Here is a 19,926-nt window from a genome sequence, read left to right as displayed (position 1 = left end):
GTGCCCTTAGCAGCACGTTACCAAACACGAAAGATTGGTGGCGGCGCTGGAAAAATGCGGGGATTCCTCGACTACACTGCGCTCCGCCCGGAATGACACTGCTTTGGTGGTGGATGGGGAGCACGATTGGGCCTGAACGTTATATCTTTGAAGGGTAAGCGAAATGCAGGAGTTGATGTTGGAGAAGAAGACGCAGGAGTTTGTGTTGCCGCAAGAGACAAAGAAAACCTACAGGGCTGGCCGACAGGGATGGTTGGGATTGCTTGCTGTTGCGATACTGACCGCAAGCGCCGCAGCACAGACGATGACACCACCGCCGCAGCAGTCGAGTTCACAGACGCAGACCGACACGCAGGCCCCGGCCCAGCCCGCCGTAAGGAAGGGCAGATTTGGCGCGATCGTGCCCGTGACCTACGACAACAAGTACGAGATCTATGGCGGCATCAACCTGATGACCTTCCAGGCCGGTCAGGACCTTCCGAAGCGCATGAACCTGGGCGGCGGCGAGCTGCTGGGGACATGGTGGATGACCCCTCGGCTGGGAATCGGCGGTGAGTGGCGAGGCGAATGGGGAACGACGCCGGTCAAGCCAAACCCGTATTTCAATGGGCGGGCTTTGGTGTCGATGCAGATGGGAATGGGCGGTGTTCAGTGGCGCGGACCCAAGAACCAGTATGCCGCGCTGAACTATCACGCATATGCTGGTATGGCTGCAGGCAACTTCGACCACACAATCAAGTCCGCCAATATCCCGGACGTGTATCTGCCTCAGGTGGGCTTGTATTCGAACAAGACGGCCTTCGTTTCGGCTTTGGGCGGAAGCGTGGACATCAACAAATCGAAGAACTGGGCGATACGGCTTTCGCCGGACATGATGGTCGAACACTTCGGCACGGAGACACGATACTTCTTTGCGATCTCTGGCGGCGTGGTGTATCGCATTGGGAAGCGGTAGAGCAGGGACTAGGGAATCGGGAGTAGAAGGCAAGAGCGGACACCTTTGGGTGTTCGCTCTTTTTTGCTGGCTTGCATTTGCGGCGAAACAGAGAAACTACTGGGGTTCTTCGCCTTTGGCTCAGAATGACGCATCGATTGCCAGTTCTATTTGGTGCCTGTTCTCTTACCTGTTCCCTGACGATGGTTTCGTGAAGCCGGTTCGAGCTTCGCTCGAATATCCCACCTTAGCGACGATAAAGCTGTCGCAAAGATGGGGTACCCGGTTTCTCTGATCGCGCTTTCTGCTCTCTACATCCTGGTCTTCTATTCCCTGTTTACGATCCGTTGCCCTGGAGGAACTCGGGGGAGACGGGGTTCTCATAGAGGGAGTAGTCGCGGGTGACGACCGTAAGGCCCGAAGAGGAGACGAAGTAGTTCTTCTTGTCCTCGTTGGGGTCGTAACCGATGACGGTGCCGTCGGGGATGTGGACGTCGCGGTCGATGATGGCGTGACGGATACGGCAATGGCGGCCGATGTTGACGTGCGACATGACGATGGATGAGTCGACGTCGGCGTAGGAGTTGACGCGGACATCGTGCGAGACGACGGAGTTGCGAACGACGGCTCCGGAGACGATGGAACCGGCACAGACAATAGAGTTGATAGCCATGCCGGTTCGGCCGGGCTCGCCGAAGACGAACTTGGCGGGCGGGTACTGGTAGGGCCGGGTACGCATGGGCCAGGACTTGTCGTAGAGGTTGAAGGTGGGCGTGACGCCGGCTACGTCCATATTGGCCTCGTAGTAGGCCTCGAGGGTACCTACGTCGCGCCAGTAGAGCGCCTTCTGCTTGTTCTCGTCGATGAAGTTATAGGCGTTGATCTTGAAGCGTCCGAGGAGGTTGGGAAGAATGTTGTGGCCGAAGTCGTGCTTGGAGTGCGGGTCTTCGGCGTCCTTGACCAGCTCAGGGAGCAGGACGTCGGTGTTGAAGAGATAGATGCCCATGGAGACGTCGACCATGTCGGGGGTGAAGGGAGAGCGGACGCTGGTCTCCTTGGGCTTTTCGATGAAGCCGATGACCTCGCCGGAGCGGGAGACCTCGACGACACCGAAGGCGGAGACCTCGGTAGGCGCGACGGGCAGGGTGGCGATGGTGACGTCGGCTCCGGATTCGACATGCTGCTCGAGCATGAGCGAGTAGTTCATCTTGTAGATGTGGTCGCCGGAGAGGATGAGGACGTGGCGCGGCTGCTCGGAGCCGATGGAGTAGATGTTCTGGTAGACGGCGTCGGCCGTGCCCTGGTACCAGCTCTTCGAGACGCGCTGCATGGGCGGGAGTATCTCGATGAACTCGCCAAGCTCATTGGCGACGACGGGTCCCCAGCCTTCGCGGATGTGGCGGTTAAGCGAGAGCGCCTTGTACTGCGTGAGGATGTAGACGTGGCGCAGATCGGAGTTGATGCAGTTCGACAGCGTGATATCGATGATGCGGTACTGGCCCGCAAACGGCACGGCGGGCTTTGCGCGATCGCGTGTTAGCGGGAAAAGGCGTTCACCGGCACCCCCGGCGAGAAGAACCCCAAGCGTATCTCTCATCGTTCGACAACCTCGGCAAATGTCCTTTGCAGGACGCTCTTTGTGGGATGCACAAACGTGCAAGAGCGTCCCCCACAGGAAACGCGAGTCTAACACGTGAAGTTTTTTTTCGCGAAAAAGTTATTTGCCGGGGATGTGTCCTCTCAGGCTTCAGGCGCCTCGAGGGTATCCTCGTCTTCGCTGATGCTGATGCGAAGCGATTTCAGAAAGCTGAGGTCGCTGGCGGAGAAGGGGCCTGCATTGTCTTCGGAGGCTTCTTCTTCAGTCTGCTCGGTCTCGTCGGCGGGGTTCAGGCCAATGGTGGCCTCAAGCATGAGGAGAACGTCGAACCCCTGTTCGCGGATGTTTTTGACGACACCGGCGATATCTTCGGACTCGGAGACGGTCTCGTGGATCGCCTCGCCTAGCTTCTGGATAAGGTTTTTGACCTTCTGATTCAATGCCAACCTCCGGCTGCCTGAATATGCGATTCACCGCGCATCGGGTATTCCCAACTGAATAGCGGAGGGAACGGCATTGCGTGGACCACGAACCAACTTCTGGAGACAGAATACGCTGAGGCCTGCCGCCGCGGCAACGAAATTGAACCAGCGCAGATTCTGGAGCGATTGGCGGGGATCAGACGGTGGTGTGATGGTCTGCCCAGGCGGCCTCGAGCCGGTGGGCAAGCTCCTCGACGGGCTTTATCCGCTTGGGCCCCCAGACGATAAAGCATGTCGCTGCGCCACAGAAACCGGCGATCATCCAGCAAAATCTCCTCATTCGCCCTCCTGCGTGTCGTTCGAGAGGTGGCATCCCCTCTGTTTTCGTCAGATGCAGGTTGACGGCGGGATGTTTCATCGCGGAAAGACGCGGTCGGCTACACTCAGGGTATGGACTCGGTACGCTTTGGGCGGGCTTTGGGAATTGGAGCGAGGGCGGCGGCGAAGACCCTGGTGACTGCCGTGGACGCGGCAACCTCGCCCAGCCCTTCGGCCAAGCCTGCGGGAGCCTCTGAGGCGAGTCCGAGGCCGGCGGGAGGTTCACGGCCCACGGCTTCAAACGTAGCAGAACAGGTAACGCGGGCTGCGTCGCAGGTAAAGCAGACGACGGAGAACCTCAATCGCGGCGGCAAGCAGTTTGGCCGGACGGTGTGGGGCCCCTTTGTCCGGCTGTCAGGCGTTCTCTGGCTGGAGTTTACCGGGGTGTTCTTTGGGATCTTTGCGCTGTTCGCCGCCAATGGCGCCTGGAAGTTGCGTGCGGATATGCACGAAACAGCACTCAACCACGATGGGCACACGCGCTTTTTGATGGATGTGGCGATGGCGGTAGTGTTTGCATATTTCTGCGCGAGCAGTTTTTTACGGGCGCGGAGACGGGAGCGCGGCAGGCGGTAAACGCCGGGATCGCCTAGCTTCGGGTGCGGTGGAGGACCATCTCTGCGATCTCCTGCGCGCGCTCGAGGGTGATGCCGCCGCGCTGCTCGATGCCGAGTGGATGGGTGGGGTCGGAGACGGTGAACTGCGGGCGATGCCCGACGGCCTGGGTGTGGACGTCGAGCTCGAGATTGACTGTATTGCCGAAGAGGAAGATCTCGGAGTTGAGCCAACCGGAGAATGGCGGCTCGTTCTCGCGGCTGACGGTGTGCCAGAGTTCGTTGGCGCGGATGAAGTTGCGGGGGCTGACCTCGGCCCAAACACCCCAGACGAAGGGGTCTGGGCTGCCGATGATGGGGATAAGGATACGGCCGCGCAGATAGAAGTCGCGGTTGTCGATGACGCACTGGTCGGGGGTGATGACGACGCGCTGCTCGCGCTGATCGAGCGGGACGGCCATGATGGCGGAGGGCGCCTTGAAGCTGTACTGCAGGGGGAGATCGTCGTGCCACTCCCCGCATTCGGTGCAGGCAAACCCGCTGCGTAGTTCGGTACTCATCGCTTCATTGTTCCATAAATGATCTTGTTCATTTGGCTTCAGGGCGGTACAAGCAACCGCAGGTCCTTCGACTCCGCTGCGCTGCGCTCAGGATGACACTTTCAATTGAAGAGGATGTGAGGGATGACACATTCAATTCTTGAAAAGGATGAGGATACACTTGTGCTCCTATGGAGAAGACGCCAGAAAAGACCGTGGAGACGAGTTCAGGAATTCCGGTGGAGCTTGTATACGGGCCGGAGAACTTGCGTGGGTTCGATGCCGCGGATGAATTGGGACGGCCAGGCGAGTTTCCTTTTACGCGCGGGATTCAGCCGACGATGTATCGCGGGCGGCTGTGGACGATGCGTCAGTATGCGGGCATGGGCGATGCCGAGGAGTCGAACCGGCGGTACAAATTTCTGCTGGAGCATGGGACAAAGGGACTCAGCGTGGCGTTCGATCTGCCGACGCAGATTGGCTACGACTCGGATTCGCCGCTGGCGCTGGGCGAGGTGGGCAAGGTTGGCGTGGCGATCGATTCGATCGAGGACATGGAGCGGCTGTTCGACGGGATACGGCTGGACGGTATCTCCACGTCGATGACGATCAATGCCACGGCTTCGATCCTGCTGGCGCTGTATGTGGCCGTGGCGAAGCGGCAGGGTGCGGATACGAAAAAGCTCAATGGCACCGTGCAGAACGACATCCTGAAGGAGTACATCGCGCGCGGTACGTACATCTACCCGGTGAAGCACGCCATGCGGCTGGTGACGGACATCTTTGCGTGGGCGGCAGATGAGGTGCCGGAGTGGAATACGATCTCGATCTCGGGCTATCACATGCGCGAGGCCGGATGCACTGCGGTGCAGGAGGTCGCCTTCACGCTGGCAGATGGCATGACGTACGTGCAGGCCGCGATCGACGCGGGGTTGGATGTGGATGCGTTCGCTCCACGGCTGAGTTTTTTCTTCAACGCGCATAACAATCTTCTGGAGGAGATCGCGAAGTTTCGTGCGGCCAGGCGGATGTGGGCGAAGATCATGCGCGAGCACTTCGAAGCGAAGAACCCGCGAAGCTGGATGCTGCGGTTTCATACGCAGACGGCAGGCTCGACGCTGACGGCGCAGCAGCCGGAGAACAACATCGTGCGCACCACCTTGCAGGCTCTGGCTGCGGTGATGGGCGGGACACAGTCGCTGCACACGAACGGCTTCGACGAGGCGCTGGCGCTGCCGACGGAGCAGGCAGCGAGGATTGCGCTACGGACACAACAGATTCTTGCGCACGAGAGCGGCGTGGCGGATACGGTCGATCCGCTGGCGGGGTCGTACTACGTAGAGTCGTTGACGAACGAGATCGAGAAGCGTGCAGAGGAGTACATCACTGCAATCTCACGATTCGATCTGGGCGGCAAGTACGGGATGCTGCGGGCGATCGAACAGGGGTATGTGCAGCGCGAGATTCAGAACGCGGCGTATGCCTATCAACGAGCTGTCGATGAGAAAAACGCGGTCGTTGTGGGCGTGAACGAGTACGTGAGCGAAGAAGAGCGCGCGGTCCCGATCCAGAAGATCGACGAGGAGTTGGAGCGGCGGCAGGTGGAGCGGGTACGCGCCTTGCGAGCGCGGCGCGATACGGCTGCGCATGCAGCCGCGCTGCGCGATGTGGAGGATGCGGCTCGCGGCGGGGAGAATCTGATGCCAAAGATCGTGACCGCGATGGAGAGTTATGCGACTGTGGGCGAAGTCGCGGACGTGTTGCGCGGCGTGTTTGGGGAGTATCGGGAGTCGGTGGTGGTGTAGCGATTCACCATGGACCTCGCAACCTACGGCGTTGGCTCGGAGCGCGCCTCCGGGGAGTTCGGTGCTTTGGGATCGACGGTGAAATCGAAGACGACGGTCGAAAAGGTATTCGCAACCGTTGGCACCGGCTGAAGAGCATACTCACCTACGGCAAGAGGCTCTTTGGGTGTGATCTTCAGCCAGCCATCTGAAATTTTTTCGACATCGACGTCTACCTGGGTATCGCTGCGCTTTGCGGTACCAGTAAGCTGCGTGAAGTTGACCCGAGCAAGGACACGACGGTCCTTGTCGATCTTTGCCCGGACGATGGCCCATCTGGCGAGGAGATTGCCAGAGGAATCTCCTGCGGGGTCGTCATCCATTACATGGACGTAGAAGACGGGCTTGTCGGCATGCAGCGCTACACGAGCGTGCGCTCCTTCAATCTCGGTGGTCATCTTTGGTTTGTAGAAGACGCTACCGGCGAGCGAGCCGGCGACATTGGCTCCCTTGTGGTTGTTCACCCCGACGTTCGTATGGTGAATCGGGACGAGTTGCTGTTTGCCTTCATAGACATCGACAGCCCACGGGTAGCTACCGTTAGTGATCTGCACGCCCGGTATTGGCTCCGGTATGTTTTGAGCCTGTACAGAGCAGGTGAGAGTGATAGCGAAGGCGTAGAGCAGGATGAACAGACGATCAGATCGCAAAAGGGGACCTCGGAACAGGAACGATGGAAGTAACAATGCCACAGCTTTTCTTCGGGCGCAATGCACCGTTCGTTGACCACGCAGTGCCAGCAAACTACGATGAACTCCAGAGGTTACGATCTTGTCAGAACTACAGCCCCCCCTTCGCAAAACTGCACTGAACGCCGTTCACCGCGCCTCAAAGGCGAAGATGGTGGACTTTGGCGGCTGGGACATGCCGGTTGACTGCTGTGGGCTGACGGCGGAGCACATGGCCGTGCGCACAGGCGTTGGCGTCTTCGATGTGTCGCATATGGGCGATATACAACTGCGCGGGCCGGGGTCGCTGGCGGCAGTGCAGAAGCTGTGCATGAACGATGCTTCGAAGCTCCAGGTGGGGCAGGCGCAGTACTCGGCGATGCTGTATCCGAGTGGGACGTTTGTGGACGACGTGGTGGTGCACAAGCTTTCGGACAACGACTACCTGATTGTGATCAACGCAGGCACGCGGGAGAAGGACGTAGCCTGGGTGCGGTCGCAGATCGGTTCGATGCCGGGTGTGCATGTAAACGACTTCAGCGACTACTACACGCAGATTGCGATCCAGGGACCGAAGGCGCACGCGACGCTGCAGAAGCTGACGCCTGTCGACCTTGCGCCGATCAAGAACTACTGGTTTACGTGGGGGCAGGTCTGCGGTTTGTACAACGTGCTGATCGCTCGCACGGGATACACGGGCGAGGACGGGTTCGAGATCTACATCCCATCGGACGAGGCCACGAGCGCGCGCGTGTGGAACGAGGTGCTGGAGGCGGGCAAGGAGTTCGGGATTCTGCCTTGCGGGCTGGGAGCGCGGAATACGCTGCGGCTTGAGGCGGGGATGGCGCTGTATGGGCACGAGATCTCGGACACGATCAACGTCTTCGAGGCCGGATTGGGCCGCTATGCCAAGCTCGACAAGGGCGACTTCGTCGGACGCGATGCTCTGGTGAAGATTCAGGAAGAGGGCGGGGCTGATCGCAAAGGGGGGCGCAAGCTCGTTGGGCTGGAGATGGTGGAGCGCGGGATTGGGCGCGATGGGTACCCGGTGTTCTCGCTCGGTGGCAAGAGGATCGGCGAGATTACGAGCGGGTCGCCGGCGCCGTTTTTGAAGAAGAACGTTGCACTGGCTTATGTGCCGGTGGAGTTCGCGGCGCTGGATACTGAGGTTGCCGTGGAGATTCGCGGGCAGATGGTGAAGGCGCGGGTCGTGCCTACGCCGTTCTACAAACGAGCGAAGAAGTAGTTCCGTACAAAGCGTTTTTACGGCGCAGAGCAAAATACAGGTCCTTCGACTTCGCTGCGCTTCGCTCAGGATGACCATTTATCAATCCAGTACGAAAGAATGATGGGAGAAGACGATGCAGTTTCTTGTTTTGACGGAGCGTAAGACCGGCGAGTTCCCCGCGGAGAAGTGGACGCCGGAGCTGATCGCCGCCGAGGGCCAGCGCGTGCGTGAGCTGTATGCGGCGGGCGTGGTCCGCAGCATATGGCGGCGGAAGGACAAGCCCGGCGCTGCGCTGGTGCTGGAGGTGGCCAGCGAGGCCGCGGCCCGCGAGGCGGTGGAAAGCCTGCCGCTGGCGAAGCTGGGGATGATATCGTTTCCCCTGCTGACGGAGCTGGAGCCGTATCCGGCGTTTGGCCCACGATAAACGGGCACTTACCGGCCAGTTTTCCACTTCCGGCACACTACAATGGAGGAGGAGACCTCCGAAAATCTATGCCCTATCCTGCGAATTACAAGTACACGAAGGAACATGAGTGGATCAGCGTCGACGGTGCGAAGGGCACGGTCGGCATTACGGATTACGCGCAGAGCTCGCTCGGCGACATTGTCTTTGTCGACCTGCCAAAGGTGGGCGATCCGGTGAAGGCCGGTGAGATCTTCGGCTCGGTGGAGTCGGTGAAGGCGGTCTCGGACCTGTACTCGCCGGTGACGGGCACGGTGACGGAGATCAACGAGGCGCTGAAGGACGCGCCGGAGAAGATCAACACCGATGCGAACGCGACGTGGCTGATGAGGGTCGACGTTACCGATGCCTCGGAGCTGGGCGGCCTGCTGTCGGCGGCCGACTACGAGAAGTTTATCGCTGAAGAGACCGGACACTAAACGATGCGTTATCTGCCGAAGTCCCCTGCGGACCGCGAGGCGATGCTGGCCGAGATTGGCGTAGCATCGATCGACGATCTATTTGCGACCATTCCTGAGGAGTACCAGTTCAAGCGCGATCTTGCGATCCCACGCCAGCATGGCGAGTCGGAGATCATTGAGCGCTTTCGCACCTTCGCCGACAAGAACGCTCGCGGATATGTGAGCTTTCTTGGGGCAGGCGTGTATCGCCACTATCGCCCGGTGTTGATCGATACCATCGTCTCGCGCGGCGAGTTTCTGACGAGCTATACGCCGTACCAGCCGGAGATCGCGCAGGGAACGCTACAGGCGATGTTTGAGTTCCAGACGATGATCTGCGAGCTGACGGGGATGGAGATCGCGAACGCGTCGATGTATGACGGCTCGACAGGGGCGGCGGAGGCCATCATGATGGCGGTGCGCGTGACCGGACGCGATGGCGCAGTGATTGCGCGCACAGTGCATCCGGAGTATCGCGAGGTGGTCGCGACCTATGCGCAGCACCAGGAGATTCCTCTCGCCGAAGTCGGCTATGCCGAGAACGGCCGTGTCGATCTGGCTGCGTTGGATGCCTCAATTACGGACAACACCGCTTGCGTGCTGATTCAGTCGCCAAACTTCTTCGGCACGATCGAGGACGTGGCAGCGATTGCAGACATTGCGCACAAGAAGGGCGCGCTTCTGATCGTCTCGATTGCAGAAGCTGTGTCGTTGGGTATTGTGAAGCCGCCGGCGGAGGCGGATATTGTTTCGCTCGAGGCGCAGAGCTTTGGCGTTGCGCCGAGCTACGGCGGACCGTTCTGCGGCGTGATCGCGTGCAAGGAGAAGTTTCTGCGGCAGATGCCGGGCCGCATCGTCGGCGAAACCAAAGACATGGATGGCAAGCGTGGCTTCGTGCTCACGCTGTCGACGCGCGAGCAGCATATCCGGCGCGAGAAGGCGACCTCGAACATATGCACGAATCAGGCGTTGGTGGCGATGATGACCACGGTCTTCCTGACGGTGTACGGCAAGGAAGGTCTGAAGGACCTCGCCGTGCAGAATCTGGCGAAGGCTAAGTATGCCGCGGATGCGCTGGGCAAGACGGGCAAGGTACTGTTTGGCGGTGCGCCGCGCTTCCATGAGTTTGTGATTGATCTGGGTAAAGATGCGGAGAAGGCGAACGCTGCGCTGCTGGAGAAAAAGATCGTTGGCGGCCTGCCGCTTGTGAAGTGGTATCCGGAACTTGGGCCGAATACCAGCCTCTGGTGTGCGACGGAGCTGACAACGAAGGCACAGATAGACGCAGCAGCAGAGGTGTTGGAGTAGACGTGGATATCAGCGGGGTCGTTGGCGAGGAGTTGAACGCGGTGGAGTTTGTGCAGGACTATCTGCAGCTCCGCTTCGAGTCTCCCCTGCTGACTTTTTACGCCTGGCCGCATGTTCTGTTCAGCGAGTATTCGCTGGCGTATGGTGAGCCTGAATACCGCAATGCTCTGTGCGCGCAAATCGGCGAGAAGGTTGAAGAAGCGACTCTGGATGAAGGCGACTCGCTGACGTTGAAGTTGGAGAACGGAACGGTCATTGCGTTGTCGCTGCGTGAAGAGGATCTGGATGGACCACAGGCCGGGAGTTATTCGGCGACTGGAAATGCTGTGGACCAGATGGAGTTTTGAGGAAGACGAATGAGCGATACAAGGTTTGTAGGAACACCTAGAAAAGTAACGACGCACGTCAACCAAAACGAAGACCTGATCTTCGAGAAGTCTTCCGCAGGCAAGAAGGCCTACCGGCTGGCGGAGCTGGATGTTCCCGCGGTCGACGCCGCCGGGCTGCTGGGCGATGCGGTGCGCACGGACCTGGGCGTAATGCCGGAGCTGAGCGAGATCGAGATCATCCGGCACTTCACACGTCTTTCAACGTGGAACTATGCGATCGACCTGGGGATGTATCCGCTGGGAAGCTGCACGATGAAGTACAACCCGCGCGTGAACGAAGTGGTATCGCGGCTTGAGGGCATCGCCGAGGCGCATCCGTATCAGCCGGAGGCGCTGTCGCAGGGCGCGCTGGGCATCATGAAGCTGCTGAGCGATTGTCTGGTGGAGATCACCGGCATGGACACGATCACGCTGCAGCCTGCAGCGGGTGCCCATGGTGAGTTCACCGGTATCCTGCTGGCCCGTGCGTATCACGAGAGCAAGGGCAATGCGCGTAAGAAGATTCTTATTCCAGACTCAGCGCACGGCACAAACCCGGCGACTGCGGCGGTGTGCGGCTACCAGGTGGCGAACCTGAAGTCGAATGCGCAGGGTATGGTGGATATCGCGGAGCTGGAGCGCATGGTGGACGAAGATACCGCCGCGCTGATGCTTACGAATCCTTCGACCATTGGCGTCTTCGAGAGCGAGATCCACAAGATCGCCGACATTCTTCATGCCAAGGGCGCACTGCTGTATATGGACGGTGCGAACATGAACGCGCTGGTGGGCAAGACGCGACCGGGCGACTTTGGCGTGGACGTGATGCACCTGAACCTGCACAAGACCTTCTCGACGCCGCATGGAGGCGGTGGCCCTGGGTCGGGTCCGGTGGCGTGCAAGAAGATTCTCGAGCCATTTCTGCCGAAGCCTGTCGTCGTGACGAAGGCTGGCGGCACGCTTGCGCTGGACTACGATCGTCCGCAGAGCATTGGTCGCGTACGCATGTTCTACGGCAACTTCGGCATGTTCGTGCGGGCGTTAGCATACATTCTGGCGAACGGCCCTGACGGTCTGCGGCAGACGACGGAAGATGCCGTGCTGAATGCTAACTATATCCGCGCAAAACTTGAAGACACGTTTGAGCTGCCATATAAAGCTCCGTCACTGCACGAGGTCGTCTTCTCGGACAAGCGCCAGGCAAAGAACGGCGTGAAGACGGGCGACATGGGCAAGCGGCTGATCGATTATGGATTCCATGCGTACACGGTCTCGTTCCCTCTGGTGGTGCCGGGGGCGATGATGATTGAGCCGACGGAGAGCGAGAGCCGCGAGGAGCTTGACCTGCTGATCGACGCACTGAAACAGATTGCGCGTGAGGCGGAGGAGAACCCTGAGGTGGTGCAGACGGCCCCGCAGACGACGCGGCTGCGCCGCCTGGATGAGACGACGGCAGCTCGCAAGCCGGTTTTGCGCTGGAAGCCTGCTCCGAATGGCGTAAGGGACACGGCGGCACTCACCCCGGACTCTGCCGCGAAGGAGTGGTAGCGTGGCGGCCCCGGAGTTCCGCAGCATCGGCGACGACAGGCGCGCGGAGTTGGAGAAGTACGAGTTCATGATGGGTGAGGCGAGGGGCAGGCTTGCTGCCTCGATGGACTGCCTGACGGACGCACTGATCCTCGTCGGCCAGCATGGCGTGTACTGCACAAGCAACCGGAACCCGAAGGTTCCGGCGCTCGATTTACAGGCTGTGATGACGAATCTGAACGGAGCGAAGGAGCTGGTCTCGGCTGTGATGGAGAAGCTGCGCGCGGAGCGTGAGGCCTCCGAAAAACGGTAGAGCCGAAGGACCGTTCCCGTCACGGACAAACCGCAGGTCCTTCGACTTCGCGCTGCGCGCCTCGCTCAGGATGACACTCTATCCAAAAACAGCGACCGAACGGAACCACTGATGCCTATTGCGCGGTGATGGGCACGGAGACGTCGGTGTTCTCCCACTTAACGTGAAGCTCAGTAGAGTTGCCGCTGGTGTTCTCAAACGAAATCGACATCTTCTCCTGCGGCGAGGCGAGCTTTGCGGACTTCATGGGAATGCGGGCGAGGTCGTGGTCCTGGTGGTAGTCGAGGCCCCACTCGCCGGTCTGCTTGTTGACGATCAGCAGCCACTGGCTTTCACCGGGCAGAGTAAAAAACGTGTAGGTCCCAGCCGGAACGCTGGTGCCGCCGATCTTAAGCGCCACGTTGGTTTCAAGGCTTGTGGCCTCATTCGCGCCTGTGCGCCAGACCTTGCCGTAGGGAACGAGCTCTCCCACGATCTTGCGGCCGCGCATCGACGGGGCACCGTATTTGACGGTGATCGACCCGCTCTTGAGCTGGACATTGGCCGACTCGGGCGGGCTGGGGACGGGCTTGGCACCCTGCGCCAATCCAGAGGCGGCGAGGAGCATGGTACAGGCAAACGAAGCGACGGGGCGGAAAAGCATGGTGTGTCTCTCTTTCACGGACTGAAGTGATGCAGCTACAACAGTTCGATGCTGAACCGTGCCATGGAGACCTGTCAATCGTGGGCCATCATGCTAGGCTAGAGATACGCGCCCGTAGCTCAGCTGGATAGAGCGGCAGCCTCCGAAGCTGTAGGTCAGAAGTTCGAATCTTCTCGGGCGCACCACCTCTTCGTTTTTTGCACATCCCCTTGGATCGGCTGGGGATGGGACGCGTTGAAGAAAACCTTCTTGCCAAAAGTAAGCCCGGCTATCCGCCGGGCTTGCTTTTGGGCATTGGTTGCAGTTTAGAAGAACAGCTTGGCCGCAAATTGCAGTTGGCGGGGGCCGTAAAGAACGCCCGTCGTCTGCGTTGGAGTGCCAAACGCGGTCGCGGTATAGGGAACGATGCGAGCGTTGCCGCCGGTTGTAAGTGGCGCGGCGAAGGAGTAGGCCAGGTTGGAGACGCCGAGCACCTGGCGCTTGTTGACCGCGTTGAAGGCCTCCATCAGAATCTGGAACTTAATCGATTCGTGGATGGGGAAGTCGCGCGAGAGACGAGCGTCGAGGTTGCGCACGCCACCGTAGACATACGCATTGCGGCCAAGGAACGGAGCGCGTCCGAAAGCTCCGCCAGGCGCGTTGTTCAGGTTGACGCCGAGGCCGGTCGCTGTGCCGTCAAGGCCGGAGTATGCTGCGCCCGAGGACGACGGGTTGTTCGACATGAACGCAGTCAGCGGAATGCCAGACTGCGCGGTGTATGTGCCGGAGAGCGTCCAGCCGTTGACAACGTGGCGCGCGTACGCGGGCACGGTGAAGTTCGACGTGGCGACCAGGCTTCCGACGAAGCGCGAGCGCATGTCGAGATCAGACCTTGAATACTCGCGGGTCATATTGATGTTGCTGGGATAGTTGTTCTTGAGGTTAGTGGGATCGAGGATGATATTCGTGCCGTTGAAGGTTCCGTTGACGCCGGAGACCTGGCTGTTATCCATCGCCTTGGCCCAGGTGTAGTTGAGGAGAAGCTGTACGCCGTGGCCCATGGGCTTGCGCACGGTGACGGCGAGCGAGTGATACCACGAGTTGAGGCCGCTGAATCCCGCAAGAAGGCTGCCGTCGCCGGGTGATAGACGAGCTGAGGTCGCAGGGGAGAAAGGTACAGTCACCTGCTGCGTCAGAACGCCGGCCGTGTTGTAGACATCGTAGGTCTGCGTTCTGGAAGGTGCGGGCTGGTTGACATCGATGAAGTACGGCAGACGCATACCGCGCGTGCCCACATAGCCGAGCGAGAGCGAAGAGTGGAGCGGAAGCTCCTGCTCGACACTGAGGTCCATGGAGTGCGTGAAGGGGTTGGAGAACGATGGGCTGAGACCACGGAAGGATATCGTGGGCAACGTCGCATTTCCAAGACCAACGGTCTGCGGTGTGGCAGCTCCCGCGAAGGGCGCAGCGAGCGCCGGCCCGGGAGGCGTGAAGAGGACGTTCGGAGCGGCGGGAGCGCCAGCGGCAGTTGGGTTGGAGAAGTTGTACTGCTGCTGGAAGACGCCGTTCTCGACGCGCAGCGCGTAGAAGGTGGAGTTCGAGGTCAGGCCGTAGAACATGCCGTATCCACCACGCACAACGGTCCCGGACATCGGCGACCAGGAGAAGCCCAGGCGTGGCTGGAACATCTTGTAGTTGATATTGATGGTGCTGGTATAGAGGCGGCCAAGAGGGCTCGGCTGTCCATTAGCGCTGGTCGTATACGGACGCGGAGGCTGCGGCACAAGCTGCGTGTCATACCGGACGCCGGCAGTCACGGTGAGAGTGGGGACGATCTTCCAGCTGTCTTCAGCAAAGGCAGAGAGGTCCTTGTTCCAGAAATCGTCCGAACCGGGGACCTTGCTCAGCTGATCGGCGACCTGCGTGTAATTCTGATAGTGGCGCGCGCCGTTCAGGCCGTAGACGTCCTGGACCCAGTTGCCGAACGCCGCCGAGGGAGCTCCGGAGTAGGTATAGTTTCCGTTGCCCTGAAAGAGGTTGGCGATGTATTCGTGGATGAAGTTGAGGTCCACGCCAGCCTTCATGGAGTGCTTGCCCCTGGTGATGGAATAGACATCGGCCACCTGCCAGCGATGTTCGTCGGGAAAGGCGGGGCGAGGAAGGGCGAGGTTGCCGCCGTAAGAGAAGAGACCGGAGATGGAGGTCGCGGGCCCGGGTGCGTTCGAGCCGCTGGTTTCAAGATCGCGCGACCACTGGAAGTGCAGAGCGTTCGCCGAATTCGCAGTGACGACGGACTCCCAGTTGGCTACCAGGAAGCGCTCGTGGAAGTCGTTACGGCCGTTCGAGGTGTTGGAGTCGTTGTTGCGTGTGTTGTCGGTGCGGTAGCCGTTCGGCAGCTTGAAGTTCTGCCAGTTGAAGCTGGCGGAGAGATGGTTCTTCTCGTTGAGCTGATAGTCGAGGCGGGGGAAGAAGATGTCCTGCTTCGTATCGCGAGGAAATGCAGTCAGACTGTTGACGATGTACTGCGCCGCAGCCAGGCACTGCTGATACGTAACGCCAGCCGGACACGTAGCACTGGGCGACGTGGTGGCGTAGCTAAGGATGGTTGCGCTGGGGACGGACGACGTGAAGAGGATGGGGTTCACCTTGCGGAAACCGTCGTAGGTGAAGAAGTAGAAGAGTTTGTCCTTGATGATGGGGCCGCCGACAGAGCCGCCGAACTGCTGCTGCTGATGCACCGTCGGCTGCAAAAGGAACGGCTGATTGTTGTTGCGTCCGGTGAACTTGGCGAAGGGATCGAGCGCGTTGAGCGAAGGGTAACGCAGCGTGTAGAACAGGTCGCCGTGGATGGCGTTGGTGCCGGACTTGGTGATGGCGTTGATCTGACCGCCGGCGGCCTGGCCAAACTCGGCTGAGTAGCCGGAGGCGGAGGACTGGAACTCCTTGATCGAGTCAGCCGAAAAGACATAGGGCGCGCCCAGCGAGCGGCCTCGCGCCTCGGAGAAGAAGGCCTGCTGGTTATTGGTGCCGTCAACGAGGTTGGTGTTGTAGAGGCCGGAGATTCCACGATACGAGACCAGGCCCGTATTGCCGTCGGGAACCACGTTGGGAGTGAGCAGCACGAAGTTGTCCCAGCGGCGGCCGTTTACGGGCAAATTGGCGACCAGTTGCGAATCGACCGTCTGCGATACCTCGGTCTTCTCGGTGTCGATCAGCGGAGAAGCATCGGTCACTGTGATCTCCGACGACGCCGAAGCATTTGGGAGAGTGGCATCGACGGCGAGCGTCTGGCCGACGGTCAGGACAAGGTTCTTACGGTCGACCTTGCCGAAGCCGGCGCCTGAAAAGATGAGTTCATAGTGGCCGGGCTGCAGAAACGGGGCGGTAAAATCTCCATTTGCTCCTGCGGTCACGGAACGTGTCGCCCCGGTGTCGTTGTTGAGTACAGTGACAGTTGCACCTGGGATGGCCGCGCCCGTGGCATCGGTAACGGTTCCTGTAATGTTGCCCACGGCGGCATTCTGCGCGGAAGCGGGCAAGGCAGTCGAGATGGCCAGAAGGGCCGCTGCAACCACTGTCAGTAGGCGTTTAAAACCTGAGGAATCGCTCATTGTGTACTGGCTCCTTGAAGAACAACACGATGTAGGGCGGTACTCGGAGAAGTCGAGGGCTAACCGCTGCATTCGGCTGTGAAATCTGCCGAAGCTGGATTCAGTTTGGGCTTGAAGGTGAAATCTGGTAATACTCCTAAGTTCAAGCCAATAGTAGGCAATTGTCAAGAGAGGTTCGCGTGGACCTCTCTTATTGACAGGCTTTTAGAAGTCTTACGTCGATACACGACGCTTTTTTAGCTGGAACCAGGTCGATGAAGCCGGAACTGCCAGGCACCTCTTCCGGCCACTTTGTGCTGCCGCTAATGCAGCGTGTCGGGGATGACAGCGTATTGAATGAGGATTTCGAAGGGAACGATGGCGAGCGTCGCCTCGTGTGTGGCCTCCAGGATGATGGGGCAGCCTGCGCCTTCCTGCTGGACCTCGAACCAGCGAGCGGCGCAGACGCACCATCGGTCGCCGGACTTCAGGCCAGGAAAACCGAACTGGGGCATGGGGGTGCTCAGGTCATTGCCGAGCAGCCGGGAAACACGCAGAAACTCCTCACTGACGATGCAGCAGACGGTGTGGACACCGAGATCGTCCGGACCGGTCTCGCAGCAGCCCGTGCGATAGAAGCCTGTCATCGGCTGGCATCCGCAGACCTCCAGCGGCTGACCGAGCACATTTCTTCCCCGGGCTTTTACAGGCTCTCTGGCTGGTTCGGTCTCTGGCATAAACTACAGGCACTTCCCTTCCCGATGTCGTTGCGCTTACTGGATGGTTAGTATGCCATTTTGTGAGAATGCGCGAAAGCGTTCCACATAAAGCGCAATGCGATAGGGTTATCGCACGCGTTACTGCATTGGCGGAAGAGAGCTGCCATTGCATCGCCTGCTTTCTGTAACCTGATAGAGATGCCGTCTCTGAAGACACTGCGCGTAGGAATCGTTGGCTGCGGAAAGATCGCCGATGGGCATGCCGAGGTCGTCAAACACCTCGATGGTGCGGAGCTCGCCGCCGTGTGCGATCGCGAGCCCCTGCTGGCCGAGCAGCTTGCGGTGCGCTACGGCGTTCCCGCTTGGTATGGTGACGTGGGCGAGATGCTGGCGAAGGAGCGCCTGGACGTCGTACACATCACGACGCCGCCTGCCGCGCATGTGCCACTGACACGGCAGTGTGTCGAGGCCGGCGCTCATGTCTTTCTGGAAAAGCCGCTGGCGCTAACGGCTTCAGCCTCGCGCGAGTTGATTGGCGCAGTGGTTGCAGGCGGGCGGCAGATGACGATCAACTACTGGCCCAACTTCGATCCGCCTGCGATGCAGTTCAAGGAGATGCTAGCGCGTGACGTGATTGGCGAGCCAGTGCATGTTGAAGCCTTCATCGGCTACGACCTTGCGGGAGCCTACGGCCAGGCGCTGATGAGCGATGCCGGGCACTGGGTCCATCGGCTGCCTGGAAAGCTGTTTCAGAACATGATGGACCACATCTTCAACCGCATCGTTCCGCTGTTTCCGGACGTGGAGCCCGAGATCCACGCCTTTGCGTTCAAGCGGCGCGAGGCCGTGCGCGGCGATGCAACGGACGCCATGCTGGATGAGCTTCGTGTGTTTTTGCGCGCAGGTGGAGTGTCGGCGTATGGCAGCCTATGCTCTCATGCGCGGCCGGTGGCGAACACGCTGAAGGTATACGGAACGAAAGCGACGGTGGAGGTCGACTTCAACAACCGCACCGTTGTATCTACGGCATCGCAAAGGTATCCGAGCGCGGTGGGACGGCTGGCCCCTCCATTGCAGATGGCGGGGAGGTATCTGGGCGAGGCGAAGAAAAACGTCGGCCAGTTCCGGCGCGCCGAGTTTCACTTCTTTGCAGGCATGTCGAAGCTACTGGAGCTGTTTTACGCAGGGATCAGGGACGGCGGCGCTCCCCCGATTCCCTACTCCGAGATTGTGCGCGTGGCCGACGTAATGGACCGCGTGATCGGACAGGTGTATCCGCCGACGGTGACGGAGGGTGCGCGATGAAGATACTTGTCACCGGAGCCGGAGGTTTTCTGGGCAAGGCCATCGTCGAGCGGCTGCTCGCGCACGGAGAGACCGACCTGCGCTGCATGTTGCGCGACAAATCGAAGGCCTGTGGGCTTGATGCCATCGCCGCACGATATCCAGCGGCAAGGCTGGAGTATGTTGCGGTCAATCTGCGCAACGCGGTGGAGATTAGCTCGGCGCTGACTGGATGCGGCATCGTGATCCACGCAGCAGCGGCGCTGAAGGGTTCGCCGGCGGAGATGTTCCTGGACTCGGTCGTCGCCTCACGCAACCTGCTGGAGGCCGTGGTGAACGAGTTGCGGCCGATACGCGTAGTCCTGGTCAGCTCGTTTGGCGCGATGGGAGTCGCGGAGTTGCCGCGCGGCGCGATGGTCGATGAGAGCACGCCGCTCGAGCGGCACCCGGAGCAGCGCGATGTGTACTCGCACTCGAAGCTCAGGCAGGAGCAGTTGTTCTGGGAGTATCGCGAGCGGTATGGCTTCGAGCTGGTGGTGCTGCGGCCGGGCGTGATCTATGGGCCCGGGGGAGGACACTTCTCAAACCGCGTGGGCCTGAGTCTCTTCGGAAGGTTTCTTCACCTTGGCGGGAAGAACCTGCTGCCGCTGACCTATGTGGACAACTGCGCCGAGGCAATTGTCGTCGCTGCCTTGCATGAGGGTGTGGATGGGCAGGTCTTCAACGTGGTGGACGACGATCTGGTGACCTCGCGTGAGTATCTGAAGCTCTACAAACGCAAGGTGAAGCCGGTGAAGTCGATCCCGGTTCCCTACTTCGCGCTGATGTGGGGATCGAAGATGGTGGAGAGGTACAGCGCCAAATCGAAGGGACAACTTCCAGCAATCTTTACGCCTTACAAGACGCGGGCGATGTGGGGCGGCAACCAGTTCAGCAATACGAAGCTGAAGAGCATCGGGTGGCAGCCGCTGATCTCGACGCGTGAAGGGTTGGAGCGCGCGTTCGCAGCGTTTCGCGCGGAGCCGGACAAAGCGAAATGACGCAAACCTTGCCCTGAAAAGATTTAGCTGCCGCATGAATTCTTCAACCTGCGTAGTCGCCATCGCGAGAGAGGTGGTATTGTGTGTG

The 19,926-nt window shown here is 60.0% G+C and carries 20 protein-coding genes and 1 tRNA gene; 13 read left to right on the top strand and 8 right to left on the bottom strand.

Features of this window, described 5'->3' with window-relative positions; all coding sequences use genetic code 11:
- The first annotated feature begins 163 nt into the window (after positions 1–163).
- Positions 164–955: a hypothetical protein gene (locus JSS95_00685; GenBank protein MBS1798317.1), complete on the top strand. Its 792-nt coding sequence runs from the start codon at positions 164–166 to the stop codon at positions 953–955.
- A 316-nt stretch (positions 956–1,271) separates the two neighbouring features.
- Here the strand turns inward: JSS95_00685 and glgC are convergent, their stop codons facing one another.
- From glgC to JSS95_00670, 3 genes are all read right to left on the bottom strand, one after another.
- On the bottom strand, positions 1,272–2,531 hold the full coding sequence (gene glgC, locus JSS95_00680) for a glucose-1-phosphate adenylyltransferase (GenBank protein MBS1798316.1): 1,260 nt from the start codon (positions 2,529–2,531) through the stop codon (positions 1,272–1,274).
- A gap of 143 nt (positions 2,532–2,674) precedes the next feature.
- Positions 2,675–2,971: a hypothetical protein gene (locus tag JSS95_00675; GenBank protein ID MBS1798315.1), complete on the bottom strand. Its 297-nt coding sequence runs from the start codon at positions 2,969–2,971 to the stop codon at positions 2,675–2,677.
- Between the two features lie 178 nt (positions 2,972–3,149).
- Positions 3,150–3,293 (bottom strand): hypothetical protein, encoded by a 144-nt coding sequence (locus tag JSS95_00670; GenBank protein ID MBS1798314.1) that lies wholly within the window; start codon positions 3,291–3,293, stop codon positions 3,150–3,152.
- Between the two features lie 110 nt (positions 3,294–3,403).
- On the opposite strand from JSS95_00670, the gene JSS95_00665 reads away from it, so the two are divergent.
- A complete protein-coding gene (locus JSS95_00665; protein MBS1798313.1) occupies positions 3,404–3,907 on the top strand; it encodes a hypothetical protein in 504 nt (167 codons plus the stop codon).
- Between the two features lie 13 nt (positions 3,908–3,920).
- Here the strand turns inward: JSS95_00665 and JSS95_00660 are convergent, their stop codons facing one another.
- On the bottom strand, positions 3,921–4,445 hold the full coding sequence (locus tag JSS95_00660) for a DUF2199 domain-containing protein (GenBank protein MBS1798312.1): 525 nt from the start codon (positions 4,443–4,445) through the stop codon (positions 3,921–3,923).
- Positions 4,446–4,615: 170 nt separating this feature from the next.
- Here JSS95_00660 and JSS95_00655 point away from each other — a divergent pair, with 170 nt between their 5' ends.
- Positions 4,616–6,229 (top strand): methylmalonyl-CoA mutase family protein, encoded by a 1,614-nt coding sequence (locus JSS95_00655; GenBank protein ID MBS1798311.1) that lies wholly within the window; start codon positions 4,616–4,618, stop codon positions 6,227–6,229.
- A 23-nt stretch (positions 6,230–6,252) separates the two neighbouring features.
- On the opposite strand, the gene JSS95_00650 is transcribed toward JSS95_00655, so the two are convergent.
- Positions 6,253–6,918, bottom strand: a complete 666-nt coding sequence (locus JSS95_00650) for a hypothetical protein (protein ID MBS1798310.1) — start codon at positions 6,916–6,918, stop codon at positions 6,253–6,255.
- 121 nt (positions 6,919–7,039) lie between these two features.
- Between JSS95_00650 and gcvT the strand changes: the two genes are divergently transcribed.
- The 7 genes from gcvT to JSS95_00615 all read left to right on the top strand — a co-directional run bounded on the left by gcvT (position 7,040) and on the right by JSS95_00615 (position 12,583).
- Positions 7,040–8,182, top strand: a complete 1,143-nt coding sequence (gcvT, locus tag JSS95_00645) for a glycine cleavage system aminomethyltransferase GcvT (GenBank protein ID MBS1798309.1) — start codon at positions 7,040–7,042, stop codon at positions 8,180–8,182.
- A 115-nt stretch (positions 8,183–8,297) separates the two neighbouring features.
- Complete coding sequence (locus tag JSS95_00640) at positions 8,298–8,588, top strand: hypothetical protein (GenBank protein MBS1798308.1); 291 nt, start codon at positions 8,298–8,300, stop codon at positions 8,586–8,588.
- Between the two features lie 68 nt (positions 8,589–8,656).
- Positions 8,657–9,046, top strand: a complete 390-nt coding sequence (gcvH, locus tag JSS95_00635) for a glycine cleavage system protein GcvH (protein ID MBS1798307.1) — start codon at positions 8,657–8,659, stop codon at positions 9,044–9,046.
- A 3-nt stretch (positions 9,047–9,049) separates the two neighbouring features.
- Complete coding sequence (gene gcvPA, locus JSS95_00630) at positions 9,050–10,375, top strand: aminomethyl-transferring glycine dehydrogenase subunit GcvPA (protein MBS1798306.1); 1,326 nt, start codon at positions 9,050–9,052, stop codon at positions 10,373–10,375.
- Positions 10,376–10,377: 2 nt separating this feature from the next.
- Complete coding sequence (locus JSS95_00625; GenBank protein ID MBS1798305.1) at positions 10,378–10,722, top strand: hypothetical protein; 345 nt, start codon at positions 10,378–10,380, stop codon at positions 10,720–10,722.
- 9 nt (positions 10,723–10,731) lie between these two features.
- Positions 10,732–12,291, top strand: a complete 1,560-nt coding sequence (gene gcvPB / locus JSS95_00620) for an aminomethyl-transferring glycine dehydrogenase subunit GcvPB (protein MBS1798304.1) — start codon at positions 10,732–10,734, stop codon at positions 12,289–12,291.
- A gap of 67 nt (positions 12,292–12,358) precedes the next feature.
- Complete coding sequence (locus JSS95_00615; GenBank protein ID MBS1798303.1) at positions 12,359–12,583, top strand: hypothetical protein; 225 nt, start codon at positions 12,359–12,361, stop codon at positions 12,581–12,583.
- 115 nt (positions 12,584–12,698) lie between these two features.
- Here the strand turns inward: JSS95_00615 and JSS95_00610 are convergent, their stop codons facing one another.
- A complete protein-coding gene (locus JSS95_00610) occupies positions 12,699–13,226 on the bottom strand; it encodes a DUF2911 domain-containing protein (protein ID MBS1798302.1) in 528 nt (175 codons plus the stop codon).
- A 108-nt stretch (positions 13,227–13,334) separates the two neighbouring features.
- Between JSS95_00610 and JSS95_00605 the strand changes: the two genes are divergently transcribed.
- Positions 13,335–13,411: transfer RNA gene (locus JSS95_00605), tRNA-Arg, on the top strand.
- A 120-nt stretch (positions 13,412–13,531) separates the two neighbouring features.
- On the opposite strand, the gene JSS95_00600 is transcribed toward JSS95_00605, so the two are convergent.
- Both JSS95_00600 and JSS95_00595 read right to left on the bottom strand, forming a co-directional pair.
- A complete protein-coding gene (locus JSS95_00600; protein MBS1798301.1) occupies positions 13,532–16,816 on the bottom strand; it encodes a TonB-dependent receptor in 3,285 nt (1,094 codons plus the stop codon).
- A gap of 302 nt (positions 16,817–17,118) precedes the next feature.
- Positions 17,119–17,532: a DUF2237 domain-containing protein gene (locus JSS95_00595; GenBank protein MBS1798300.1), complete on the bottom strand. Its 414-nt coding sequence runs from the start codon at positions 17,530–17,532 to the stop codon at positions 17,119–17,121.
- 180 nt (positions 17,533–17,712) lie between these two features.
- Here JSS95_00595 and JSS95_00590 point away from each other — a divergent pair, with 180 nt between their 5' ends.
- Both JSS95_00590 and JSS95_00585 read left to right on the top strand, forming a co-directional pair.
- Entirely contained in the window at positions 17,713–18,819 is a 1,107-nt protein-coding gene (locus tag JSS95_00590; protein MBS1798299.1) for a Gfo/Idh/MocA family oxidoreductase, read from the top strand.
- Positions 18,816–19,838: an NAD(P)-dependent oxidoreductase gene (locus JSS95_00585; GenBank protein MBS1798298.1), complete on the top strand. Its 1,023-nt coding sequence runs from the start codon at positions 18,816–18,818 to the stop codon at positions 19,836–19,838. Before JSS95_00590 ends, JSS95_00585 begins: the two co-directional genes overlap by 4 nt.
- Positions 19,839–19,926: the final 88 nt, after the last annotated feature.

Source organism: Acidobacteriota bacterium (genome assembly GCA_018268895.1).
Lineage (GTDB): Bacteria > Acidobacteriota > Terriglobia > Terriglobales > Acidobacteriaceae > Edaphobacter.
This window is presented reverse-complemented; position numbering and strand designations above follow the sequence as displayed.